Source organism: Haematobacter genomosp. 1, assembly GCF_002196855.1.
In the GTDB taxonomy this organism is placed as follows: domain Bacteria; phylum Pseudomonadota; class Alphaproteobacteria; order Rhodobacterales; family Rhodobacteraceae; genus Haematobacter.
In genome coordinates this window covers 1-22,564 of the sequence record NZ_NIPW01000030.1, presented here as the reverse complement: position 1 = coordinate 22,564, position 22,564 = coordinate 1, and the positions used below count along the sequence as shown (strand labels likewise).

21 protein-coding genes are annotated in these 22,564 nt (G+C 64.5%); 16 read left to right on the top strand and 5 right to left on the bottom strand.

Going from position 1 to position 22,564, the window contains the following annotated elements; genetic code table 11:
* Positions 1-72 precede the first annotated feature (72 nt).
* A complete protein-coding gene (locus CDV49_RS15535; RefSeq protein WP_035745693.1) occupies positions 73-411 on the top strand; it encodes a hypothetical protein in 339 nt (112 codons plus the stop codon).
* Between the two features lie 363 nt (positions 412-774).
* Here the strand turns inward: CDV49_RS15535 and CDV49_RS15530 are convergent, their stop codons facing one another.
* Positions 775-1,527: an SDR family NAD(P)-dependent oxidoreductase gene (locus CDV49_RS15530; RefSeq protein ID WP_088216330.1), complete on the bottom strand. Its 753-nt coding sequence runs from the start codon at positions 1,525-1,527 to the stop codon at positions 775-777.
* 63 nt (positions 1,528-1,590) lie between these two features.
* Positions 1,591-2,292: an alpha-ketoglutarate-dependent dioxygenase AlkB gene (locus CDV49_RS15525; protein WP_256947371.1), complete on the bottom strand. Its 702-nt coding sequence runs from the start codon at positions 2,290-2,292 to the stop codon at positions 1,591-1,593.
* A 236-nt stretch (positions 2,293-2,528) separates the two neighbouring features.
* Here CDV49_RS15525 and dnaK point away from each other — a divergent pair, with 236 nt between their 5' ends.
* From dnaK to radC, 3 genes are all read left to right on the top strand, one after another.
* Positions 2,529-4,439, top strand: coding sequence for a molecular chaperone DnaK (gene dnaK, locus CDV49_RS15520; protein WP_035745697.1), 1,911 nt, complete (start codon positions 2,529-2,531; stop codon positions 4,437-4,439).
* 65 nt (positions 4,440-4,504) lie between these two features.
* Positions 4,505-5,656, top strand: a complete 1,152-nt coding sequence (gene dnaJ, locus CDV49_RS15515; protein WP_088216328.1) for a molecular chaperone DnaJ — start codon at positions 4,505-4,507, stop codon at positions 5,654-5,656.
* A 184-nt stretch (positions 5,657-5,840) separates the two neighbouring features.
* Positions 5,841-6,596 (top strand): RadC family protein, encoded by a 756-nt coding sequence (radC, locus tag CDV49_RS15510; RefSeq protein WP_088216327.1) that lies wholly within the window; start codon positions 5,841-5,843, stop codon positions 6,594-6,596.
* Between the two features lie 428 nt (positions 6,597-7,024).
* Here radC and CDV49_RS15505 read toward each other — a convergent pair whose 3' ends face one another.
* Both CDV49_RS15505 and secA read right to left on the bottom strand, forming a co-directional pair.
* Positions 7,025-7,636, bottom strand: coding sequence for a hypothetical protein (locus tag CDV49_RS15505; protein WP_143413186.1), 612 nt, complete (start codon positions 7,634-7,636; stop codon positions 7,025-7,027).
* A 52-nt stretch (positions 7,637-7,688) separates the two neighbouring features.
* Positions 7,689-10,421 carry a preprotein translocase subunit SecA gene (gene secA, locus CDV49_RS15500; protein WP_088216325.1) on the bottom strand — a complete coding sequence of 911 codons (2,733 nt, stop codon included), beginning with the start codon at positions 10,419-10,421 and terminating at the stop codon, positions 7,689-7,691.
* A gap of 213 nt (positions 10,422-10,634) precedes the next feature.
* On the opposite strand from secA, the gene CDV49_RS15495 reads away from it, so the two are divergent.
* From CDV49_RS15495 to CDV49_RS20520, 4 genes are all read left to right on the top strand, one after another.
* Entirely contained in the window at positions 10,635-11,480 is an 846-nt protein-coding gene (locus CDV49_RS15495) for a peptidylprolyl isomerase (protein WP_088216324.1), read from the top strand.
* A gap of 26 nt (positions 11,481-11,506) precedes the next feature.
* Positions 11,507-12,880, top strand: a complete 1,374-nt coding sequence (gene argJ, locus CDV49_RS15490; RefSeq protein ID WP_088216323.1) for a bifunctional glutamate N-acetyltransferase/amino-acid acetyltransferase ArgJ — start codon at positions 11,507-11,509, stop codon at positions 12,878-12,880.
* Complete coding sequence (locus CDV49_RS15485; protein ID WP_088216322.1) at positions 12,877-13,275, top strand: (deoxy)nucleoside triphosphate pyrophosphohydrolase; 399 nt, start codon at positions 12,877-12,879, stop codon at positions 13,273-13,275. Before argJ ends, CDV49_RS15485 begins: the two co-directional genes overlap by 4 nt.
* Positions 13,276-13,429: 154 nt before the next feature.
* Entirely contained in the window at positions 13,430-13,573 is a 144-nt protein-coding gene (locus CDV49_RS20520; protein WP_088216321.1) for a hypothetical protein, read from the top strand.
* Positions 13,574-13,878: 305 nt separating this feature from the next.
* Here the strand turns inward: CDV49_RS20520 and ubiG are convergent, their stop codons facing one another.
* Positions 13,879-14,622, bottom strand: coding sequence for a bifunctional 2-polyprenyl-6-hydroxyphenol methylase/3-demethylubiquinol 3-O-methyltransferase UbiG (gene ubiG / locus CDV49_RS15475; RefSeq protein ID WP_088216320.1), 744 nt, complete (start codon positions 14,620-14,622; stop codon positions 13,879-13,881).
* A gap of 61 nt (positions 14,623-14,683) precedes the next feature.
* Between ubiG and pip the strand changes: the two genes are divergently transcribed.
* The 8 genes from pip to rfbA all read left to right on the top strand — a co-directional run bounded on the left by pip (position 14,684) and on the right by rfbA (position 22,451).
* Positions 14,684-15,652: a prolyl aminopeptidase gene (gene pip, locus CDV49_RS15470; protein WP_088216319.1), complete on the top strand. Its 969-nt coding sequence runs from the start codon at positions 14,684-14,686 to the stop codon at positions 15,650-15,652.
* A 139-nt stretch (positions 15,653-15,791) separates the two neighbouring features.
* On the top strand, positions 15,792-17,951 hold the full coding sequence (locus CDV49_RS15465) for a YjbH domain-containing protein (protein ID WP_256947370.1): 2,160 nt from the start codon (positions 15,792-15,794) through the stop codon (positions 17,949-17,951).
* Positions 17,942-18,601, top strand: a complete 660-nt coding sequence (locus CDV49_RS15460) for a YjbF family lipoprotein (RefSeq protein ID WP_179209236.1) — start codon at positions 17,942-17,944, stop codon at positions 18,599-18,601. Before CDV49_RS15465 ends, CDV49_RS15460 begins: the two co-directional genes overlap by 10 nt.
* Positions 18,602-18,676: 75 nt before the next feature.
* Entirely contained in the window at positions 18,677-18,922 is a 246-nt protein-coding gene (locus CDV49_RS15455; RefSeq protein ID WP_051930570.1) for a hypothetical protein, read from the top strand.
* A 188-nt stretch (positions 18,923-19,110) separates the two neighbouring features.
* Positions 19,111-19,674 carry a dTDP-4-dehydrorhamnose 3,5-epimerase gene (gene rfbC / locus CDV49_RS15450; RefSeq protein WP_088216317.1) on the top strand — a complete coding sequence of 188 codons (564 nt, stop codon included), beginning with the start codon at positions 19,111-19,113 and terminating at the stop codon, positions 19,672-19,674.
* A 5-nt stretch (positions 19,675-19,679) separates the two neighbouring features.
* Positions 19,680-20,720, top strand: coding sequence for a dTDP-glucose 4,6-dehydratase (gene rfbB, locus CDV49_RS15445; RefSeq protein ID WP_088216316.1), 1,041 nt, complete (start codon positions 19,680-19,682; stop codon positions 20,718-20,720).
* Entirely contained in the window at positions 20,717-21,574 is an 858-nt protein-coding gene (gene rfbD / locus CDV49_RS15440; protein WP_256947369.1) for a dTDP-4-dehydrorhamnose reductase, read from the top strand. Before rfbB ends, rfbD begins: the two co-directional genes overlap by 4 nt.
* Before the next feature lies 1 nt (position 21,575).
* A complete protein-coding gene (rfbA, locus tag CDV49_RS15435) occupies positions 21,576-22,451 on the top strand; it encodes a glucose-1-phosphate thymidylyltransferase RfbA (RefSeq protein ID WP_088216314.1) in 876 nt (291 codons plus the stop codon).
* Positions 22,452-22,564: the final 113 nt, after the last annotated feature.

Genomic DNA, 22,564 nt, shown 5'->3' with positions numbered 1-22,564 from the left:
AGCGCTGTGCCTATTGCGGGAAATGTCGCTGGAGCAGCCATCTCGGCGCCGCGTGCAACGTGAGGGAAAGAGATGACCGATACGGAAAAGCAGAAGCGCCCGCAGCAGGTTTACATGCTGGTGGTGGAGGTGGGACGGCGTCCGGGCGACGGCCTGCCGAACGGCGCGACCGGCGCGGGGCTGATCGTCTATGCCAGCGGTGTGGATGAGGCGGAGGCCGTGCGCGAGACGGTCGCCGTGCTCCGTCAGGCAGAGATGGCACCGCTCGACGTCTCCGGCTATGGCACGCTGGAGGAACGGCTCGCCGCTGGGCAGGACGTGCCGGACGAGGAGCGCGCGCTGATGGAGCGGGCGCTGGCGGAGAACGCCGTCGTCATTGCCCAGATGGAACCCTATTTCGACAAGGGTTGAACGGCAGACGTCAGGGGACTTGGCTATCCGCTGAACTGACAGGTTGCCGAAGCCGGGAAACCGGCACCGGAATTCCCCGGCATAAGCGGATTTTCAGCGGTACCTTGTCAGGCTGCGAACGATCTCTGTTCAAGACGGAGCTAACAGGCTGCCTGACAAGGCTTCCGGGCCTGCCCTGGAACGCAATCGTTCCACATCTGGCGAAATCCGGCAGTAAATAAGGACATTTCGGATCGTTCCGGGGCCGATGTCCCGATCTGCGAAGCATAGGCCTGAGGCGCAGCTCGGAGAGCGGGAAAGTGCCCCTTCGCCGCCGCCCCGAAAGGCAGCGGCCATGAGTCCCTCCGCCTCCGGGAGAGCGCGTCAGGGAACCGTATAGCCCCCGTCCACCAGATGGTAGCTGCCGGTGACGAACGAGGCGCGGTCCGAGAGCAGGAAGCAGGTCAGCGCCGCCACCTCCTCCGAACGGCCAAGGCGCCCCATCGGATGCAGGGAGATGAGGTGGTCATGCGTAGCCGTGTCCATATGGGCCAGCAGCGGTGTTTCGATATAGCCGGGACCGACCGCGTTCACGCGGATGCCGCGCGTCGCATAATCGAGCGCGGCGGTCTTGGTCAGACCGATCACGCCGTGTTTCGCCGCCACGTAATCCGGGTTTCCCGCCGTGCCCACGGAACTGAGGATGGAGCCCATGTTGACGATCGCGCCGCCGCCTGCCCGCTCGATCGCCGGCAGCTCATGGCGGAGACAGTAGAACACGCTGTTGAGGTTCACGTCGATCACGCGCCGCCAGGTCTCAACGTCATAGTCACCGACCGGCGCAGGGTGCTGGCCGCTGATCCCGGCATTGTTGACCGCCAGATGCAGCGCGCCGAATTCGGCCTCGGCGAAGGCGACCATGGCGCGAACGGCCTCCACATCCGTCACATCGACGCGGAAGGTCTTGCCGCCCACCTCGGCCGCGAGCGTCGCGGCGCGATCCTCGTCCATGTCCGCGACAACGACCTTCGCACCGCCCGCAGCCAGTTCACGCACCACCGCCGCACCGATACCGGAGGCGCCCCCGGTCACTATGGCGACCTTGCCATCGAATTCCGCGCCTTTGGCTTCAGCCATGACACATCTCCTTCAGGATGTCTGCGCGGGAAACATAGGCGCTTTGGCCGCGTCGTCGCCCCTTCATGACGAAGTGACGCAGCGGAGCGTGACGTTGATCCGCCCGCCCTGCGGCAGAAGCGTGGAGGAACCGAAGCGGATCCTGTCGATCCCGTGATAGGCCAGCCGCGCCGCGCCTCCCATCACCACCACATCGCCGGACCGGAGCCAGACGGACTCCGTTCGTTCCTCCCGCTTCGTGCCGCCCATGCGGAACAGGGCCTCGTCGCCAAGCGAAAGGGAGACGACCGGAAAGCGGTAATCGCCCTCATCCTTGTCCTGATGCAGCCCCATGCGCGCCGCTTCCCCGTAGAAATTGACGAGGCAACTGTCCGGCAGCCGCCCGGTGCCCGAAACGGCGCGCCAGACGGCGAGGATGCTGTCGGGAATGGCGGGCCATGCCTCCCCCGTGCCGGGGTGTCGCGGCTCGTAGCGATAGCCGCGCCGGTCCGTCACCCAGCCCAGGCGCCCGGCGGAAGTCATCTGCACCGACATGGGCTTGCCCCAGGCCGTCATGGGCCGCAGGAACGGTGCCTCTCCCGCGACGGCGCGGAGATCGGCCACCATCGCCTCCTGCTTCGCCCGGTCGAGAAGAAAGTCGCGATAGAGCAGGAAGCCCCGGATCGCGACAGGCGGGGCGGGCGGAGCGGCCTCCTCCCCCGGATGCGGATCAGGCCCCTGCCCCCGCTCCGGGGGCGGCATGGATGACGGGTCGCGTTTCGGCATTTCTCCCTCCGTCTGCGAGGCCGGTGATGGAGACCGCCCCGCCGCGCGTTTTGCCCCGAGTTTGCACCGAGTTTGCACCGAGTTTGCCCGGTGCTCCGCTTGCAGCGCTATTTCACCCTCCTTATATACCGCTGGAGCCGTCGGGAGGGTATCTCCCGGCGAACCACTGGGATCGGGGAGCGGAGGCCGAAGTCCGGCTCCGAACTCCAATAATCGCCGAAGGAAGAGGTAAATACATGGCCAAAGTCATCGGGATCGACCTCGGGACAACCAACAGCTGCGTCGCCATCATGGACGGGTCGCAGCCCCGGGTGATCGAGAATTCCGAAGGCGCGCGGACGACCCCGTCGATCGTCGCCTTCACCGACACCGAGCGCCTCGTCGGACAGGCCGCCAAGCGGCAGGCCGTCACCAACCCCGCCAATACCGTGTTCGCCGTGAAGCGCCTGATCGGTCGCCGCGTCACCGACGCGGAGGTCGAGAAGGACCGCAAGCTCGTCCCCTACAACATCGTGGACGGCGGCAATGGCGACGCTTGGGTCGAGGTGCATGGCGAGAAATACTCGCCCTCGCAAATCTCCGCCTTCATCCTGCAGAAGATGAAGGAAACCGCCGAGTCGTATCTTGGCGAAACGGTCACGCAGGCCGTTATCACCGTGCCCGCCTATTTCAACGACGCCCAGCGTCAGGCGACCAAGGACGCGGGCAAGATCGCGGGCCTTGAGGTGCTGCGCATCATCAACGAACCCACGGCCGCCGCTCTGGCCTATGGGCTCGACAAGAAGGAAACGAAGACGATCGCGGTCTATGACCTCGGCGGCGGGACCTTCGACATCACGATCCTTGAGATCGATGACGGTCTGTTCGAGGTGAAATCGACCAACGGGGACACGTTCCTCGGCGGCGAAGATTTCGACATGCGCATCGTGAGCTACCTCGCCGAGGAGTTCAAGAAGGAGCATGGCGTCGATCTGACCAAGGACAAGATGGCGCTTCAGCGGCTGAAGGAAGCTGCGGAAAAAGCCAAGATCGAGCTGTCCTCCAGCCAGCAGACCGAGATCAACCAGCCGTTCATCTCGATGGACAAGAACACCGGCACGCCGCTGCACATGGTCATGAAGCTGACCCGTGCGAAGCTCGAATCGCTGGTGGATGATCTCATCAAGAAATCGATGAAGCCGTGCGCCGACGCTCTGAAGGATGCCGGCGTCTCCAAGGGCGACATCGACGAGGTGGTGCTGGTCGGCGGCATGACGCGCATGCCGAAGGTCGTCGAGGAAGTGACGAAATTCTTCGGCAAGGAGCCGCACAAGGGCGTGAACCCGGACGAAGTCGTGGCGCTCGGCGCGGCCATTCAGGCCGGCGTCCTGCAAGGCGACGTGAAAGACGTGGTCCTGCTCGACGTGACCCCGCTGTCCCTGGGCATCGAGACGCTGGGCGGCGTGTTCACCCGGCTCATCGACCGCAACACCACCATCCCGACCAAGAAATCGCAGATCTTCTCCACCGCCGAGGACAACCAGTCGGCCGTGACGATCCGCGTCTTCCAGGGCGAGCGGGAAATGGCGGCGGACAACAAGATGCTGGGCCAGTTCAATCTGGAGCAGATCCCGCCCGCGCCGCGCGGCATGCCACAGATCGAGGTGACCTTCGACATCGACGCAAACGGCATCGTGAGCGTGTCTGCCAAGGACAAGGGCACCGGCAAGGAGCAGAAGATCACCATCCAGGCGTCCGGCGGTCTGTCGGATGACGAGATCCAGAAGATGGTGCGCGACGCCGAGGCGAATGCCGAATCGGACAAGAAGCGCAAGGAACTCGTCGAGGCCAAGAACCAGGCGGAAGGGCTGATCCACTCCACCCGGAAGTCGCTGGAAGATCATGGCGACAAGGTCGATGGCTCCACCGTGGAGGCGATCGAACTGGCCATCGGCGCGCTGGAAGAGTCGCTCAAGACGGAAGATGCCGGCAAGATCAAGGGCGGCATCCACAACCTGACCGACGCTGCGATGAAACTTGGCGAGGCGATCTACAAAGCCAGCCAGGAGGAATCGGCCGAGAAGGAAGAAGGCCCCGCCGGGGCGCGCGATGACGATGACATCGTCGATGCGGACTTCGAGGATCTGGGCAACAACAAGCGCTCGTAACGGGCGCGGAATGCGGAAAGGCCCGGCCCTCGGCCGGGCCTGACCGTGTTTGAAAGGGAATTTCAATGGCAAAGCGGGATTTCTACGAGGTTCTGGGCGTCGAAAAGGGCGCCTCGGCCGAGGAAATCAAGAAGGCCTATCGCAAGAAGGCCAAGGAACTTCATCCCGACCGCAACGCCGACAATCCGAATGCAGAGGCCGAGTTCAAGGAAGTGAACGAGGCCTATGAAACGCTGAAGGACGAGCAGAAGAAAGCCGCCTACGACCGCTTCGGTCATGCGGCCTTCGAGGGGGGGATGGGCAGCGCGGCCCGCGGGCGCGGTGGCGCCTATCAGGGCGGCGACTTCGCCTCCGCCTTCTCCGACGTGTTCGAGGATCTGTTCGGCGACTTCATGGGCGGGCGTCAGGGCGGTGCCCCGCGCTCCCGCGCGCAACGTGGCTCCGACCTGCGCTACAACATGCGGATCACGCTGGAAGATGCGTGGAGCGGCGTGCAGAAGACGATCACGGTACCTGCCTCCGCCGTGTGCGAGGCCTGCCACGGCACCGGTGCCGAAGGCGGCGCGGAGCCCGTGACCTGCCCCACCTGCTCGGGCATGGGCAAGGTGCGCGCCCAGCAGGGCTTCTTCACCGTGGAGCGGACCTGCCCGACCTGCGGCGGCTCCGGCCAGATCGTGAAGAACCCCTGCAAGGTCTGCCATGGTGCCGGCCGGGTGGAGAAGGAACGGACGCTCTCCGTCAATATCCCCGCCGGGGTAGAGACGGGCACCCGCATCCGGCTTGCCGGTGAGGGAGAGGCCGGTCTGCGCGGCGGGCCGACGGGCGATCTCTACATCTTCATCGAGGTGCGCGAGCACCCGATCTTCCAGCGCGACGGCCAGACACTGCACTGCCACGTGCCGGTCAGCATGACCACGGCCGCCCTCGGGGGTGAGATCGAGGTGCCGACGATCGACGGCGGGCGGAGCCGCGTGAAGGTGCCGTCAGGCTCCCAGTCCGGGCGTCAGATGCGGCTGCGCGGCAAGGGGATGCCCCAGCTCCGGGGCGGAAACCACGGCGACATGCTGATCGAACTGACGGTGGAGACGCCGGTCAACCTCACTCAGCGGCAGAGGGAGCTTCTGCGGGAGTTCGAGGAAATCGACGCGAACAACAACCCGGAAAGCTCCTCCTTCTTCACGAAGGTGAAGAGTTTCTGGGATGGGATGAAGGGCTGAGGGGGCGGAAGCCCCCTCTTCCACCGACAGGCCTCCTGAAAGCGTCTCGGCAGCCTTCGCGGCGGTCCTGATCGGGCGATACGTTCTTCAATAGTTCAGAGCTTATCAGGGCTTGCGATAGCGAATCGCCGCGGACGGAGAGTTTTTTAACGCTTTGTTCACTCCGCCTGGGCACACTCCCCCCATGACCCACGCGTTTCAGGAAGCCCCCCTCCCATTGTTGCTCGACCCAGATGAGGCCGAGGGGTTTCCGCTGCCCGACAGGCTGCCCTCCTATATCCGGGATCATCGCAAGCGTCTGCGTCACCGGTTCATGACGGGCGGCGCCGCGGCAATCCCGGATTACGAGCTGCTCGAGCTTGTGCTGTTCCGTGCCATTCCCCGGCAGGATGTAAAGCCGCTCGCACATCGGCTGATGGCTGCCTTCGGCGATTTCAACGGCGTGATCTCCGCGCCCCTGCCGCGGCTGAAAGCGGTGGAGGGGGTGGGAGAGGCTGTGATGCAGGAGTTGAAGATCGTGGAGGCGGCAGCGCATCGCATGGCGCGAAGCCGCATCATGCATCGCCCCGTTCTGTCCTCATGGAGCGCGCTTCTCGACTACTGCCGGGCGGCAATGGCGCACCGGGAGACGGAGCAGTTTCGCATCCTGTTTCTTGATCGGAAGAACACGCTCATCGCGGATGAGGAGCAGGCGCGGGGCACGGTGGATCACGTGCCGGTCTATCCGCGTGAAGTGATGAAGCGGGCTCTTGAACTGAACGCCTCCGCCTTGATCCTGGTGCACAACCACCCCTCGGGGGATCCGACGCCGTCCGATGCCGATATCTCGGTGACGGCGCAGATCGCCGCCGCGGCGCAGGTCCTCGGGCTGACGCTGCACGACCATCTCATTATCGGCAAGGCGCGGGAGGTGAGTTTTCGCGCCGCAGGGTATCTTTAGCAGGCGGCTGAAAAAGTTCTGAGGTGACATGGCTTATGGACCGGAAATCGGGAAATCAGCCCCGGAATGGTAGATTCTGGATGTCGTCTGATTGCACACGATCTCCACTCCCACACGGACTTGGAAGCCTTTCTAAGCACTCTGCCAGTGATGCGACGCCCGCAGATTCCCCTGCGTGTAAAGCGGTATCTTCCGCCATAATCGTGCCGCCAGGTTCAAACCGGCAGTGTGGGGCCGCTGGGCGGGGAGTACCCTAACAGGCCGCTGAAAGAGCATTCCGGTGTGGCGCGGTTTTGGAGATCGCCCCGGGTACCGCACATTACGGCTCGTGACAGAACCGATTTCCGGGTTTCAACGTGGATATCGCGTTTCAGCAGGCCGCCCAGCCACAGAGCCTGGCGCGGCGATACCGCAGGCATAGCTCGCCTTCAGTCAGCCAGCCCCCGCAGGTGAAGCCTCTCCCCCACGGCGTCGCAGGCGGGAAGGCTCACCGTCAGATCGCGGCGCTCGATGTCGCCGCGCCGGATCACCAGCGTCTCGCCGATGAGGTCGCGGCCGCAGGTCTCGGGGGTGACCGGCAGAACCACCTCGGGCGCGAGGCTGTCCGACGCACGGGCGGACAGGACAAGCGCGCGCAGCGGGAAGGCCACATCCGCGGTGCCGTAATGGCCGGCTCCCGTCAGTTCCGGCTCTCCCGGCCCCAGCCACTGCAAAACGAAGCGGTTGTAGGCCGTGGCTGTCGGCACCTCGATCTCCGCCAGAACGAAGGGCGCATCGGGCAGCTTCGCCGTGATCTCCACCCTCGGCGAGAGCGCGGGATAAACGCCCGAGAAATGCCCCCTCGCGTCCAGCCGCTCCGTAACCACGAAGGCATCCTGCGCGATCAGGATGCGCGTATCGGGTGCGCAATCCGCCTCCACCGTCACGCTGACAGAGGCCGGCGCGGCAGGGGTGAGCGTCAATACAGGCGCACAGGCCCAAGCCCCGCCGGGGAGAAGGGCGACACCTGCAGCCAGCAGAGGACGGCGTAAGGGGGGCACGGCAATCTCCCTGACGCCCGCGACCCGTTCAGGGGACGCGGGCAGATGCCGGTCAGATGAACCGACCGTGGCAGTGCTTGAACTTCTCGCCCGATCCGCAGGGGCAAGGATCGTTGCGCCCGGGATTGCCCCAGGTTGCGGGATCGGCCTCATCGAAGCCGCTTGCCTCCACCCTCACCGGGGCCGGTTCCGCCTGATTGAGCGGCGCGTCATCGGCGGTCGTAACCAGTTCAGGCACGGCCGCGGGCTGGGCGGCGCGTTGCTGCGCGATGAGCTGGCGCATCATCTCCGCCTGCTCCTCCTGCGTGAGCGGGCGGATCATGGCGAGCTTGGCCGTCACCTCGGAGCGCAGGGATTCGAGCATGGATTCGAACAGGCCGAACGCCTCGGTCTTGTATTCGTTCAGCGGATCGCGCTGCGCATAGCCCCGGAAGCCGACGACGGAACGGAGATGTTCGAGCGTCAGCAGATGCTCCCGCCACTTCGCGTCGATGGTCTGGAGCAGCACCTGCTTTTCGATGCTGCGCATCGTCTCGTCGCCGAAGGCTGCGGCCTTTTCCGCGGTGAAGGCGTCGGAGGCTTCCGCCAGCCGCTCCCGCACCACCTCCTGATCGACGCCCTCCTCCTCCTGCCAGTCCTTTACCGGCAGGTCGAGGCCAAGCTGGGTCTGCACCGCATCGTGGAAACCGGCCATGTCCCACTGATCAGAATAGCTTTTCGGCGGAAGATGCGTATCCACCAGATCTTCGATGACCTGATGGCGCATGTCTTCCGCGATCTCGGCCACTTCATTGGCCGACATGATCTCCCGGCGCTGGCTGAAGATCGCCTTGCGCTGGTCGTTCATCACGTCGTCATATTTGAGAAGCTGCTTGCGGATGTCGAAGTTGCGGGCCTCCACCTTGCCCTGCGCCTTCTCCAGCGACTTGTTCACCCAGGGGTGGACGATGGCCTCGCCTTCCTTCATCCCCAGTTTCTGGAGCATGGAGTCCAGCCGTTCGGAGCCGAAGATCCGCATCAGGTCGTCTTCCAGCGACAGGAAGAACGACGACCGGCCCGGATCGCCCTGACGGCCGGACCGCCCGCGAAGCTGGTTGTCGATCCGGCGGCTTTCGTGACGTTCGGTCGCCAGAACGTAAAGCCCGCCCGCCTCCAGCACCTTCTGCTTCTCGGCGGCGTGCTCCTCCTCGATCCGGGCGCGCACCTCGTCCGGGTTCGCTTCCGGGTCGATCTCCAGCGCCTGGATCACCTTCATCTCGACGTTGCCGCCAAGCTGGATGTCCGTTCCGCGGCCAGCCATGTTCGTGGCGATGGTCACCGCGCCGAGTTTGCCGGCCTCGGAGACGATCATAGCCTCCTGCTCATGGTGGCGGGCGTTCAGCACGTTGTGCGGGATACCCTCCTTCTTGAGCAGGCTGGACAGCAGTTCCGACTTCTCGATGGAGGTCGTGCCGACCAGAACGGGCTGGCCCTTCTCGTTCGCCTCACGGATCGCCTTGACGATCGCGTCGAACTTCTCCCGCGCGGTGCGATAGACCTGATCGTGTTCGTCGATCCGCTGAATGGGCCGGTTCGTCGGCACCTCGACCACGCCGAGTTTGTAGATCTCGGCGAATTCCTCGGCTTCCGTCGCGGCCGTGCCGGTCATGCCGGAGAGCTTGTCGTAAAGCCGGAAGTAATTCTGAAAGGTCACGGAGGCGAGCGTGACGTTCTCGGGCTGGATCTGGACGTCTTCCTTGGCCTCGATGGCCTGGTGCAGCCCTTCGGAAAGCCGCCGTCCCTTCATCATCCGCCCAGTGAATTCGTCGATCAGCATCACCTCGCCGTCCCGCACGATGTAATGCGTGTCGCGCTGGAACAGCTTGTGCGCCCGGAGACCCTGCGTGACGTGGTGAACGATGGTGGTCGATTCGGGATCGTAGAGCGACTGGCCCTCCGGCAGCACCCCCATCTCGTGCAGCCGCTGCTCCACGAATTCGTTGCCGTCCTCCGTGAAGACCACGGTGCGCTGCTTTTCATCCAGCGTGAAGTGCTCGGGCTGCACTTCCGGGATCAACACATCGATGGTCTTGTAAAGTTCGGATCTATCCTGAGACGGGCCGGAAATGATGAGCGGCGTGCGCGCCTCGTCGATCAGGATCGAGTCGACCTCATCCACCACGGCGAAGAAATGGTCGCGCTGCACCATCTCCTCGATGGAGGACTTCATGTTGTCGCGCAGATAGTCGAAGCCCAGTTCGTTGTTCGTGGCATAGGTGATGTCGGCCTTGTAGGCCGCGCGCTTCTCCGCATCCTGCTGGAACGGATAGACTACCCCGGTCGTCAGGCCGAGCGTGCCGTAGACCTTGCTCATCCAATCCGCGTCGCGCTTGGCCAGATAGTCATTCACCGTGACGACATGCACACCGCGACCCGCCAAGGCATTGAGATAAACCGGAAAAGTCGCCATGAGGGTCTTGCCCTCACCCGTCTTCATCTCCGCGATATTGCCCTGATGGAGGAAGATGCCCGCCATGAGCTGCACGTCGAAGGCCCGCAGGCCCAGAGCGCGGCGCGCGCCCTCTCGGCAGTTGGCGAAGGCCTCCGGCAACAGGTCGTCCAGGCTTTCGCCCTTGGCGTATCGGTCCTGGAACTCGACCGTCTTGGCCCGCAGGCCCTCATCCGAGAGAGCCTTGAACTCAGGCTCCAGCGCATTGATCCGCGCGACGAGCGGGCGAACTTCCTTGACCTTGCGATCATTCGGGGTCCCGAAGACCTTCTTGGCGATTTTACCCAGCCCCAGCATGTTTTCTCCGCTTGGCCCACGTCATCGTGTGGCCACCGGCCTTGCCCGGGCGGGATGCCTTGCCTAGAACCACCCACGGAACGGCTCCGGAAGGGCAATGGACAGGGACGCCCCGGTCGCGCCGGTGCCATGAATCCTTGGGCGATGTAAGGGTCGCCCGCTCAACTGTCAACGCCGCGAGGGGTCGCGGCTTCTGCGAGGAAAGCATCCGACATGTCGAAAATGGCGAAGTTCTGCATGAGCGCGGCGGTAACGCTGGCACTGGCGCTCCCTGCTGCTGCCGCAGATGTGACCGCTGAAACCGTCGTCGCGACGGTGAACGGCAAGAATATCACGATGGGCGATCTGCTCGTGGTGAAGGAGGGTCTGCCCGCGCAGTACCAGCAGCTTCCCGATGACGTTCTGATGAACGGGCTGATCGAACAGCTCGTGCAGCAGACCGTTCTGGCCGACAGCGTTGAGGGCAAGCTGACGAAGCGGGAGGAGATCGGCCTTGGCGCGACGGAGCGGGCCTTCCTTGCCGGGACCGCGCTTGAGCGCGTGGCGGCGACGGCGGTGACGGAAGAGGCGGTCAAGGCCGCCTATGACGAGCAATATGCCAAGGTGGAGCCGGGCAAGGAATATCACGCGCGCCATATCCTCGTTCCCACGGAGGATGAGGCGAAGGCCGTCGAGAAGGCCATCGCGGACGGCGGCGATTTTGCCACGGTCGCCAATGAAAAGACCCAGGATCCCAGCGGCAAGACCAATGGCGGCGATCTGGGCTGGTTCGGGGCCGGTATGATGGTGCCGGAATTCGAGGAAGCCGTGTCCGCCCTGCAACCCGGACAGGTGTCCCAGCCGATCCAGACCCAGTTCGGCTGGCATGTCATCAAGCTGGAGGAAGTGCGCGACGCCGCCGTTCCCGCGCTGGACGAGGTTCGTCCGCAGATCGAGACGCAGCTCCAGCAGGCCGCCGTTCAGGCGGAACTCGCGAAAGCCACCGAATCGGCCAAGATTGAGCGCACCGAAGGGATTGACCCGTCCGTGCTTCGCAATCAGACATTGCTGAACGAGTAACAGCCCAGCGGCGCGAGGAGACGGGAATGGCGAAGGACTGGAAGGCCAAGGCGAAAAAGGCCGAAGGCAAGGTCGCCAAGCTGAAGAAGAAGCTGGAAACCGCGGTAGGCGAGGCGGTGGAGCGGGTCGAAGACGCCGTTTCCACCGCGAAGAAGAAGAAGCTCCCCGTCTCTCCCCTCGCGCCCGCGGCCTTTCCCGCGCTGCCCGTCATCGCGGGTGTGGAATTCGCCGCCGCAGAGGCCGGTGTGCGCTACAAGGGCCGGACCGACGTGATGCTGGTCCGGCTGGCCCCCGGCACGTCCATCGCCGGGGCCTTCACCAAATCTTCCACCCGCGCGGCTTCGGTGCTGGACTGTCAGGCAAAGCTTTCCGGCCCCATCGCGCAGGAGGCCGGGGCCGCGATCATCGTGAACTCCGGCAATGCCAATGCGTTCACCGGCCGGAGCGGTCAGGACGCGGTGGACAGCGTGACAGGCGGGGTTGCCACGGCGCTCGACCTGCCTGTGTCCCGCGTCTTCTCCTCCTCCACAGGAGTGATCGGCGAGCCGCTGCCGCATGACCGGATCACCGCCGCGCTGGAGGACCTGAAAACCGCGCTGTCGGCGGACGGTATCGCCGACGCCGCCCGTGCCATCATGACCACCGACACTTTCCCCAAGGGCGCGATGGCCGAGGTGCAAGGGGATGGCGGCACGATCCGCATCGCCGGGATCGCCAAGGGATCGGGCATGATCGCGCCCGACATGGCGACGATGCTCGTCTATATCTTCACCGATGCGAAAATCCCCGCAGCCACGCTGCAACGCATGGTGAGCGCCCATGTCGATGGCACGTTCAACAGCATTACCGTGGACAGCGACACCTCGACCTCCGACGCGCTGATCGTCGCGGCCACGGGGCAGAGCACTGCCGCCGAAATCCGGGACCTGCGCAGCAAGGGCTCCCGCGCCTTCCAGAAGGCGTTGCAGGGCGTGATGCTCGACCTCGCCAAACAGGTGGTCCGTGACGGTGAGGGCGCGACGAAGTTCGTCGAAGTCCGCGTGACCCGTGCCGCCAATGACGCGGATGCACGCAAGGTGGCGCTCGCCATCGCCAATTCCCCGCTCGTCAAGACAGCCGTGGCGGGTGAGGATGCGAACTGGGGCCGGATCGTCATGGCGGTCGGCAAATCGGGGGCGGAAGCGGATCGGGATCTGCTTGCCATCCGATTCGGAGACCTGCTTCTGGCGGAAAAAGGCCTTCGCGCGGAGGGTTACAGCGAAGAGGCCGCCTCCGCCTACATGAAGAATCAGGAGTTGACGATTTCCGTCGATCTGGGACTGGGCCGCGGCAAGGCGACGGTCTGGACCTGCGATCTCACCCACGGATATATCGACATCAACGCCGACTACCGCTCGTGAAAGTCGTTCTCGTTTCAGCGGTCGCGCTGGTGGATGGTGACGGGCGCGTGCTCCTGGCGCAGCGCCCGCCCGGCAAGTCACTGGCCGGACTTTGGGAGTTTCCGGGCGGCAAGGTGGAGCCGGGGGAAACACCGGAGACGGCCCTCATCCGCGAACTGCATGAGGAGCTTGGCATCGACACGGAGGAGAGCTGCCTTGCGCCGCTCACCTTCGCCAGCCATTCCTATGCCGATTTCCACCTGCTCATGCCGCTTTTCGCCTGCCGCCGCTGGCGTGGTATCCCCGAGGCGCGCGAGGGGCAGGTGCTGAAGTGGGTGCGGGCCGATGCGCTCCGCGATTATCCCATGCCGCCCGCCGATATTCCCCTGATCCCTATCCTGCGCGACTGGCTTTGATTTCTTTCCGATCGGTCGATCCGTTAATCATCCTTTAGGTGGTTGCGGCATAGAATCAACACATTCGCGGGAGTTAATCTTGCGGGATGATTTAAGACCGTTCATGAGATATCCTTAACGGACCGCAATGGTCTTGCTTTGGGAGGAGAAAGCCATGCTGCGCACCATCACCATCGGAAGCTGCATTTCCGTGCAGGGAATGTTCATAAAGATGCTCGAAAACGGCAAGGTCGTCGTTCGGGTGGGCGACAAGACCTTCACCGGAAGGCCCGTGGAAACCGGCAAACGCGCGGCCTGACGGTCGGGGACAGAAGGCAGGGTTCCGGTCGGGGGACTCCGGGGCGCGAAGATCAAGAATAATGCGCCTCGCGGGCTGAACCGTTTCCTATCCAACTGGCGGAGTTGACGCGTCTTGCAGCTGAGCGCCGCTGCAGCCGTGACCGCGGTCAATCGGCCCGGAAGCATCGGCCCTATCCGCGCATGTCCGGTTCCTTGTCCTTTGTTCCGAGTCCTTTGTTCCGACCCTATGCGGCTCGGCTCCGTGGCCTTGTGCGATCGTCTGCAATGGCAGCGACAGCAGCCTGACCTTGCGTATGGGCGCTTTCAGAGCGGTCTCGTGCTCGCCGTGACGTAGTTTACGGAGAGATCCCTCGGAGAGAGCGACCATCTCTGGCGCAGCGGATCGAAGACCATGCCCTTGCGATCCACCTGGGTCATTCCCGCGGCCGCGATCAGGGTGCCGAGTTCTTCGGGCGTGATGAACTTCCGCCAGTCATGCGTCCCCTTCGGCAACCACCGAAGAACCCATTCCGCGCCGACGATGGCAAGGGCGAAGCTCTTGGCGGTGCGGTTCAGCGTGGAGCAGATCATCAGCCCGCCCGGTTTCAGAAGATCATGGCAGGCGGTCAGATAGGCGAGGGGATCGGCGACATGTTCGATCACCTCCATGTTGAGGACGACGTCGAACCGCTCCCCTGCGGCAGCGAGCGCCTCTGCCGTGGTATGACGGTAGTCGATGGGGAGTCCCTGCTGCGCAGCATGCACCCGCGCGACCGGAATGTTGCCCGCTGCCGCATCCGCGCCCACCACATCGGCGCCGAGCCGCGCCATCGGCTCGGACAGAAGTCCGCCGCCGCAGCCGATATCCAGAAGCCTCAGCCCCGCGAAAGGGCGCGGCTCGTTCCTGTCGCGTCCGAATTCCGCGGCGATCTGGGCACAGATATAGTCGAGTCGGCAGGGGTTCATTCCGTGAAGCGGTTTGAACTTACCATCAGGATCCCACCATTCCGCCGCCATGGCTTCGAATTTGGCGACTTCGGTGGCATCGACTGTGGTCTCCGTCGTCATCCCCTGTCCTTTCGCGCAATCGGAATAGGCAGCGCCCGCCTGACGGTTATATAGTACCCTCATGGACAGGACCGCATCCCCGAAACGCCCCCCGGCGACGCTTTACCCTCCGACCGACCCGTTCGACCAGCGCATGATCGAAATGGGCGACGGCCATGTCGTTTACATGGAGCAATGCGGGAACCCTGAGGGTCAGCCCGTGATCGTGCTCCACGGCGGTCCCGGCGGCGGGTGCAGCCCGATGATGCGCCGGTTCTTCGACCCGCAGGTCTATCGCATCGTGCTGTTCGATCAGCGGGGCTGCGGGCGCTCCCGCCCCTACGCCAGCGTGGAGGCGAATACGACGCAGCATCTGATCGGCGATATCGAGCGCATCCGCAAAGCGCTGGATATCGACGCCTGGATGGCCTTCGGCGGAAGCTGGGGCGCGACACTCGCTCTGCTTTATGCGCAGGCCCATCCCGAGAGGGTGAGCGCGCTGGTGCTGCGCGGCGTGTTTCTGATGACGCAGGCGGAACTGGCCTGGTTCTATGGCGGCGGGGCGGGCCGGTTCTTCCCCGATCTGTGGCAGCGTTTCGCCAATGCCGTCCCGGAGAGCGAGCGGGGCGACCTTATCGCGGCCTACCACCGGCGCCTGTTCAGTGGAAACCTGCAGGAGGAAGTGGCCTATGGCCGGCTCTGGGCAGGGTGGGAGAATGCTCTGGCAAGCATCGACCACCCTGCGGTGATGGGCGACGGGCCGGCGGACTATGTCCGCGCCTTCTCGCGGCTCGAGAACCACTACTTCACCCATCGCGGCTTTCTGGAACAGGACGATCAGATCGTTGCCCGGGCGGCAGGCATTGCCCATATCCCCACCCGGATCGTGCAGGGGCGGTACGACATGGTCTGTCCGCCTGTCTCCGCCTGGCGGCTGGCGGAGCGGCTGCCGCGCGCGGACCTGCGGATGATCCCCCTGGCGGGCCATGCGCTCTCCGAACCAGGCATCGCCGCGGAACTGATCAGCGCGACCGACGACTTCCGTCTCTGATCCGCTGCGCCGGAACGGCACCGAGTTGCCACCTGCGCCGGGTTTCGTCGGTCCCGCTATTGTGACTGGCGGTGACTGCGGCTAGCCTTGCTGCAATCAAAGAGCAGGCGGACACACCGCGACAACAGGCCGGGGACAGATGACACCACCCTTCAGACGAGACAGGCGCCCCGGGCGCGCCGTGGCCTCTGTCCTCGCGCTTTGCGCCGTGGCCGCGCCGCTTTCCGCCGAGACCCTCTTGCCCTCGCCCGCGCTCACACCTTCCCCCACGATGAACATGAACGGCGTTGCCGGCCTGATCGACATGCCCACGGGCGAGGCCATGCCGGATGGGGAATTCACGCTCGGCATCGGGCATTTCTCCGGCATCACGCGTGGCACGCTGAGCTTTCAGTTTCTGCCGTGGCTGGGCGCGTCCTTCCGCTACAGCGAGACGCGGGATTTCAACTACGCGGGCTACGACACCTTTTACGACCGGAGCTTCGACCTGCGGCTAACCCCCCTGAGGGAGCAGGGCTACTGGCCCTCGCTGACCATCGGGTTTCAGGATCTCGCGGGAACGGGGGTGTTCTCGGGGGAATATGTCGCGCTGACCAAGACCGTCATTCCCGGCCTCAAGGTCACGGGTGGTCTGGGCTGGGGGCGGCTGGGCACCGGGCATGACCTGGGCTCGCCCTTTGGCGACCGGCCCGGCGGATTCAGCGGCACGGGCGGCAAGTTCGAACCGGATCGCTGGTTCCGGGGGCCGATGTCGCCCTTCGCGGGCGTGGAGTGGCAGGCCAACGACAGGTTGGGCTTCAAGGTCGAGTATTCCTCCGACGCCTATGTGCTGGAATCGGAGCAGAGCGATGTCTTCGACCGCAAGTCCGACTGGAACTTCGGCGCCGAATATCAGGCAAGCGAGAATATCCGGCTGGGCGCCTACTACATGTATGGCAGCGAGTTCGGCCTGACATTTCAGCTCGCGCTCAATCCGAAGAACCCGCCGAACCGCAATACGACCGAACCCGCTCCGCTGCCGGTGGTGGCGCGCCCCGATCCAGTCTCCCGCCCGGAGGCGTGGAGCCGTGAATGGGCGCAGAACCCGGAAGCCGCAGTGACGCTGAGAGACCGGCTGGAGACGGTTCTGGCCGCGGACGGCATGCATGTCGAGGCGCTCTCCGTCACCGCGGAGACGGCGCGGCTCCGGCTGCGGAACAACAAGTTCGATCAGGAACCGCAGGCCATCGGTCGCGCCGCCCGCGCGATGACCCGCACCCTTCCGGCCTCCATCGAGACGTTCGAGATCGAGCCGGTCAATCGCGGCATCCCCGCCGCGCGCGTCACCTTCAAGCGGAGCGATATCGAGGCGCTGGAGAACGCGCCCGACGGATCGAATCGCCTTCTCGCGCGGACCGCAATCGGCGAGACGACCGATGCCGTGGCGGAAGGCACCGTCTGGGGCGAGGGGCTGTATCCGAAATTCCGCTGGTCGCTTGGCCCGAATGCGGTGTTCAGCTGGTTCGACCCCGATCAGCCGGTGCGGGCCGACCTGAACGCCTTGCTGGCGGCGGAGTATGATCTCCTGCCCGGCCTGACGTTTTCAGGCGCTGTCTCCAAGCGGATCATCGGCAACCTGGACAGCGTGGAGCGCGTGTCGAACTCGCGCCTGCCGCATGTCCGCTCCGATCAGGCGGAATATGACAAATACGGCGATCCCCGTATCGAGCGGTTGCAGGTGGCCTGGTATCGCCATCCGGCGGAGGAGATCTACACTCGTGTCACCTTCGGCTATCTGGAGCAGATGTTCGGCGGCATTTCGACAGAGGCACTCTGGGCGCCCGTCGGGAGCCGCCTGGCCTTCGGCGCGGAGCTGAACTGGGTCAAGCAGCGCGACTTCGACGGTTACTTCGGCTTTCAGGACTATGATGTCGTGACCGGCCATGTCTCGGCCTATTACGATATCGGCAGCGGCTACCGCGCGGAAATCGACGTGGGCCGCTATCTGGCGGGCGACTGGGGCACCACGTTGACGCTGGAGCGTGAATTCGCGAACGGCTGGCGTGTGGGCGCCTTTGCCACCTTCACCAACGTCTCGTCGGAGGATTTCGGCGAGGGATCGTTCGACAAGGGCATCACCCTCACCATTCCGATCTCTTGGATGCTCGGCCAGCCGACGCAGCAGGCCTATTCCACCGCCATCCGCCCGATCAACCGCGATGGCGGAGCACGTCTCGGCGTGACGGGCCGGCTTTATGACACGGTGCGCGGCATGCATGAGGAGCGGCTCGAACAGCAATGGGGCAAGGTATGGCGCTGATGCGAAAGGCGCTCGTCGCCACTATCGGGCTTGCGCTCATGACGCTGGCCGGTTGCGGCGATCTTCAGGATTCACGCACCCTGCTTCGCGACGTGGTCATGGGCGCGGGCGACCGTCCCCAGCCCACACCTATGCCCCAGGTCACGCAGGCAATGCTCGCGCAACAGAAAACGCCTCTCATCTCCGCCCATGTCGAGCGGACGGGGGGCAATGCGCTCCTCGCCCTCGCCGGGCGAAATGCGGGGGTGGATACCTATGTGTCCGGCGATGGATCCACGCTTGCCTTCAGGGAGGGCGTGCTCGTCGCGACTCGGGGCCTCGCCGGAGCGGATCTGATGTCCGCCGACGTGCCGTCCCGCGCCGTCATTTCCGCAGGCGCAGGCCAGCACCAGCGCCGGATGTTCTACATCGACGGGGATAACCAGTCCTACGGCCGCTCCTTCCTGTGTGATCTTGGCAACATCGGGCGGGAGAATCTTGTCGTGGCAGAGCGGAGTTTCGCCACCCGGCACATCATCGAACGCTGCACGAGCGAAGACATTTCCTTCGAAAACGCTTATTGGATTGACGATTCCGGCGTCATACGCGGCTCGCGGCAGTGGGTCTCGCCCTATCTGGGGTGGGTCGAGCTTCGTCAGCTCAAGGATTGATTGCGTTTGGAAAATCCATGGGCCATGCTATCTTCTGATCGTGAATTACACGCTAGCCGACCCAAGAGGTAGAAAATGATGAAATCGACTGTTTCCGCACTTGCGGCCGGAGCGATCCTGCTGTCCAGCACCGTCGCAAGCTTCGCCGGCTCCGTTGCTGCGCCGATCCCGGAGCCGGAGCCCGTCGTCGTCGTCGGTGAGACCGGCAGCATGGGTGGCGTCGGCACCATCGCCGCCATCGCAGCCGCCGTTGCCGTCGTCGCTCTGATCGCGGACGACAGCAGCGACAGCCGCCGCGGCACCACGACCACCACGAACTGAGCTTTCGTGCAAACGTAAGCGGGAAAGGGCAGACGCTTCGGCGTTTGCCCTTTTTCATGCGATCTGGAACGACGGTTCCCGCTGTCAAGACATGAGCTTGGCCCCTTCTGGCGCGTCTTGGCCGGTGACAGACCTGCCGCGACTTGCTAGGCATGAAGCGGGGAGGCGTGAAAAGGAACGGAGCAGGGATGCAGATCGAGGAGACGGCCCTCCCCGGGGTCGTAATCATCACCCCCAAGCGATTTGGCGACGACCGCGGTTATTTTTCCGAGACATACAACCTCAAGGCCCTGTCCGATCTGGGGATCTCCACCCCCTTCGTGCAGGACAACCAGTCCCTCTCACGCCAGGTCGGGACCGTCCGCGGCCTGCATTTCCAGCGTCCGCCCCATGCGCAGGCGAAGCTGGTCCGCGTGCTTCAGGGCCGGATCCTTGACGTTGCAGTGGATGTCCGCAAGGGTTCACCGCATTACGGGAAATGGGTGGGCGTGGAGCTTTCGGCCGAGGATGGTCGTCAGCTCCTGATCCCGGCAGGCTTCCTGCATGGTTTCGTCACGCGGGAGCCGGATACGCTCGTGTTCTACAAATGCTCGGACTACTACGCGCCTGAATGCGACGGCGGCGTCCGGTTCAACGATTCCGACATCGGCATCGACTGGGGAATCTCCCAGGATGACGCCGTGCTTTCGGCCAAGGATGCGGCGGCGCCCGCCTTTGCCGATTTCGACAGCCCGTTCCCCTATACGGAGTGAGATCGATGAAGATTTTGGTGACCGGCGGAGCCGGCTTCATCGGATCGGCCGTGGTGCGCCGGGCCGTGGCACAGGGCCATGAGGTCGTTAATCTCGACGCGCTGACCTATGCCGCCTGCCTTGACAACGTGGCGGGCGTGTCGGGTTCGAACCTCTATACTTTCGAGCAGGCTGACATCCGCGACCGGGAGGCGCTCGACCGCATCTTCGCCGCCCATGACCCGGATGCAGTGATGCACCTTGCCGCCGAAAGCCATGTGGACCGTTCCATTGACGGGCCCAAGGACTTTATCGAAACCAACGTCACCGGCACGTTCAACATGCTGGAAGCCGCGCGGGCCCACTGGACGAACAAGGGGCGCCCCGAGAGCTTCCGCTTCCACCACATCTCCACCGATGAGGTCTTCGGCACTCTGGGGGAGACCGGCAAGTTCACCGAAGACACGCCCTATGCCCCGAACAGTCCCTATTCGGCGTCCAAGGCGGGGTCCGACCATCTGGTCCGGGCCTGGCACGAGACCTACGGCCTGCCCGTGGTGATGACGAACTGCTCCAACAACTACGGTCCTTTCCACTTCCCGGAAAAGTTGATCCCGGTCGTCATCCTGAAGGCCCTGGCAGGAGAGCCGATCCCTGTCTATGGCAAGGGGGAGAATGTCCGCGACTGGCTCTACGTGGAGGACCACGCCGATGCACTGCTTCTGGTGGTGGAGAAGGGCGAGATCGGACGCAGCTACAACATCGGCGGAGAGAATGAGGCGAAGAACATCGACCTCGTGCGCATGATCTGCCGCATTCTCGACGAGAAGCATCCCGAAGGCGCTCCGCATGAGCAGCTCATCACCTTTGTGAGCGACCGTCCGGGCCATGACCTGCGCTACGCCATCGACCCCTCGCGTATCCGCGAGGAACTGGGCTGGCGCCCTTCCGTCACGCTGGAGCAGGGGCTGGAGAAGACGGTGCAGTGGTATCTCGACAACAAGCCATGGTGGCAGGCCCTGCAGGATCGCGCGGGCGTTGGTCAGCGGTTGGGGACCAAGGCGTGAGGCTTCTGGTTATCGGCAGGACCGGGCAGCTCGCCACGGAGTTGCAGGACCGCGCGGGCGCCGCTCTGGAAATCACCACCCTGCCCCGCGACAAGGTTGACCTGACCGACCCGGAGAGCGCGGCCCGCGCGATCCGGGAGGCGGAAGCCGATGCCGTCATCAACGCCGCCGCCTATACCGCGGTGGACAAGGCCGAGGCGGAGGAGGAGACGGCGCGCCTCGTCAATGCCGCCGCTCCTGCCGCCATGGCCCGTGCCGCAGCCGGGCGCGGGCTGCCGTTTCTGCATGTCTCGACCGATTATGTCTTTGCGGGCGACGGCACGGCGGCCTGGAAACCCGACGACCCGACAGGACCGCTTGGCGTCTATGGACGCACGAAACTGGAGGGGGAGGAGGGTGTCCGCGACGCGGGCGGCACCTCTGCGATCCTGCGGACCTCATGGGTTTTCTCGGCGCATGGGGCGAATTTCGTCAAGACCATGCTGCGCCTCGGGCGCGAGCGGGAGCGACTGACCGTCGTGGCGGACCAAGTCGGCGGGCCGACACCTGCTGCCGACATTGCCGATGCGCTGATCGTCATGGCCCGCGGACTGATCGCCGATCCGGGGAAAACCGGCACCTATCACTTCTCCGGCGCGCCGGATGTGAGCTGGGCCGACTTCGCGCGCGAAATCTTCCTTCAGGCCGGCCTGAAGGTGGACGTGGCGGACATCCCTACCTCCGCCTATCCGACGCCGGCGCGACGGCCGGCCAATTCGCGGCTCGACTGTTCCTCCCTCACGGCCGGTTTCGGCATCCCGCGGCCGGACTGGCGGCAGGGGCTGGCGGCTGTTCTCAAGCAACTGGAGACCTGAGATGACGGCACGCAAGGGTATCGTTCTGGCGGGCGGTTCCGGCACCCGGCTCTACCCGATCACCATCGGGGTGTCGAAGCAGCTCATGCCGGTCTATGACAAGCCGATGATCTACTATCCGCTCACCTGCCTGATGCTGGCCGGGATCCGCGAGATCGCGATCATCACCACGCCGGACGATCAGGCGCAGTTTCAGCGGCTTCTGGGGGACGGCTCGCAATGGGGCGTGAGCCTGGAGTGGATCGTCCAGCCCTCCCCGGACGGGCTGGCGCAGGCCTATCTGCTGGCGGAGGAGTTCCTGGCCGGAGCTCCCTCGGCGATGGTGCTTGGCGACAACATCTTTCACGGCGCAGGTCTGCAGGAGTTGCTCAGGTCTGCCGATGAGAAGGAAAAGGGCGGCACCGTCTTCGGCTACCGCGTTGCCGATCCCGAGCGGTATGGCGTTGTCGGCTTCGGCGAAGGCGGGCGCGTGACCCAGATCATCGAAAAGCCGAAGGTACCGCCGTCCTCCTACGCGGTCACCGGGCTCTACTTCCTTGACGGCACCGCCTCCGCGCGGGCGCGGGACGTCAAGCCCTCGGAGCGGGGGGAGCTTGAAATCACGACGCTGCTGGAAAGCTACCTTGCCGACGACCTGCTGTCGGTCGAACTCATGGGGCGCGGCTTCGCCTGGCTCGACACCGGCACGCATGCAAGCCTTCTGGACGCGGGAAACTACGTCAGGACGCTGGAAGAGCGGCAGGGCCTGCAAAGCGGCTGTCCCGAGGAGATCGCCTACGCCGCTGGCTGGATCACACGCGACCAGTTGCTCGCGCAGGCCAAACGCTTCTCCAAGAACACCTACGGTGCTTATCTCCAACGCCTCGCGGCGGATTGATCCAACGCCCGCGCGCGGCACTATCGCCGCCGCGTGCGGGCGTTGCAGTCTTAGGAATTACCGTAAAGACGAGAGCCCGCATACGACATGCGGGCATGGCGTTGTTGCGCTAA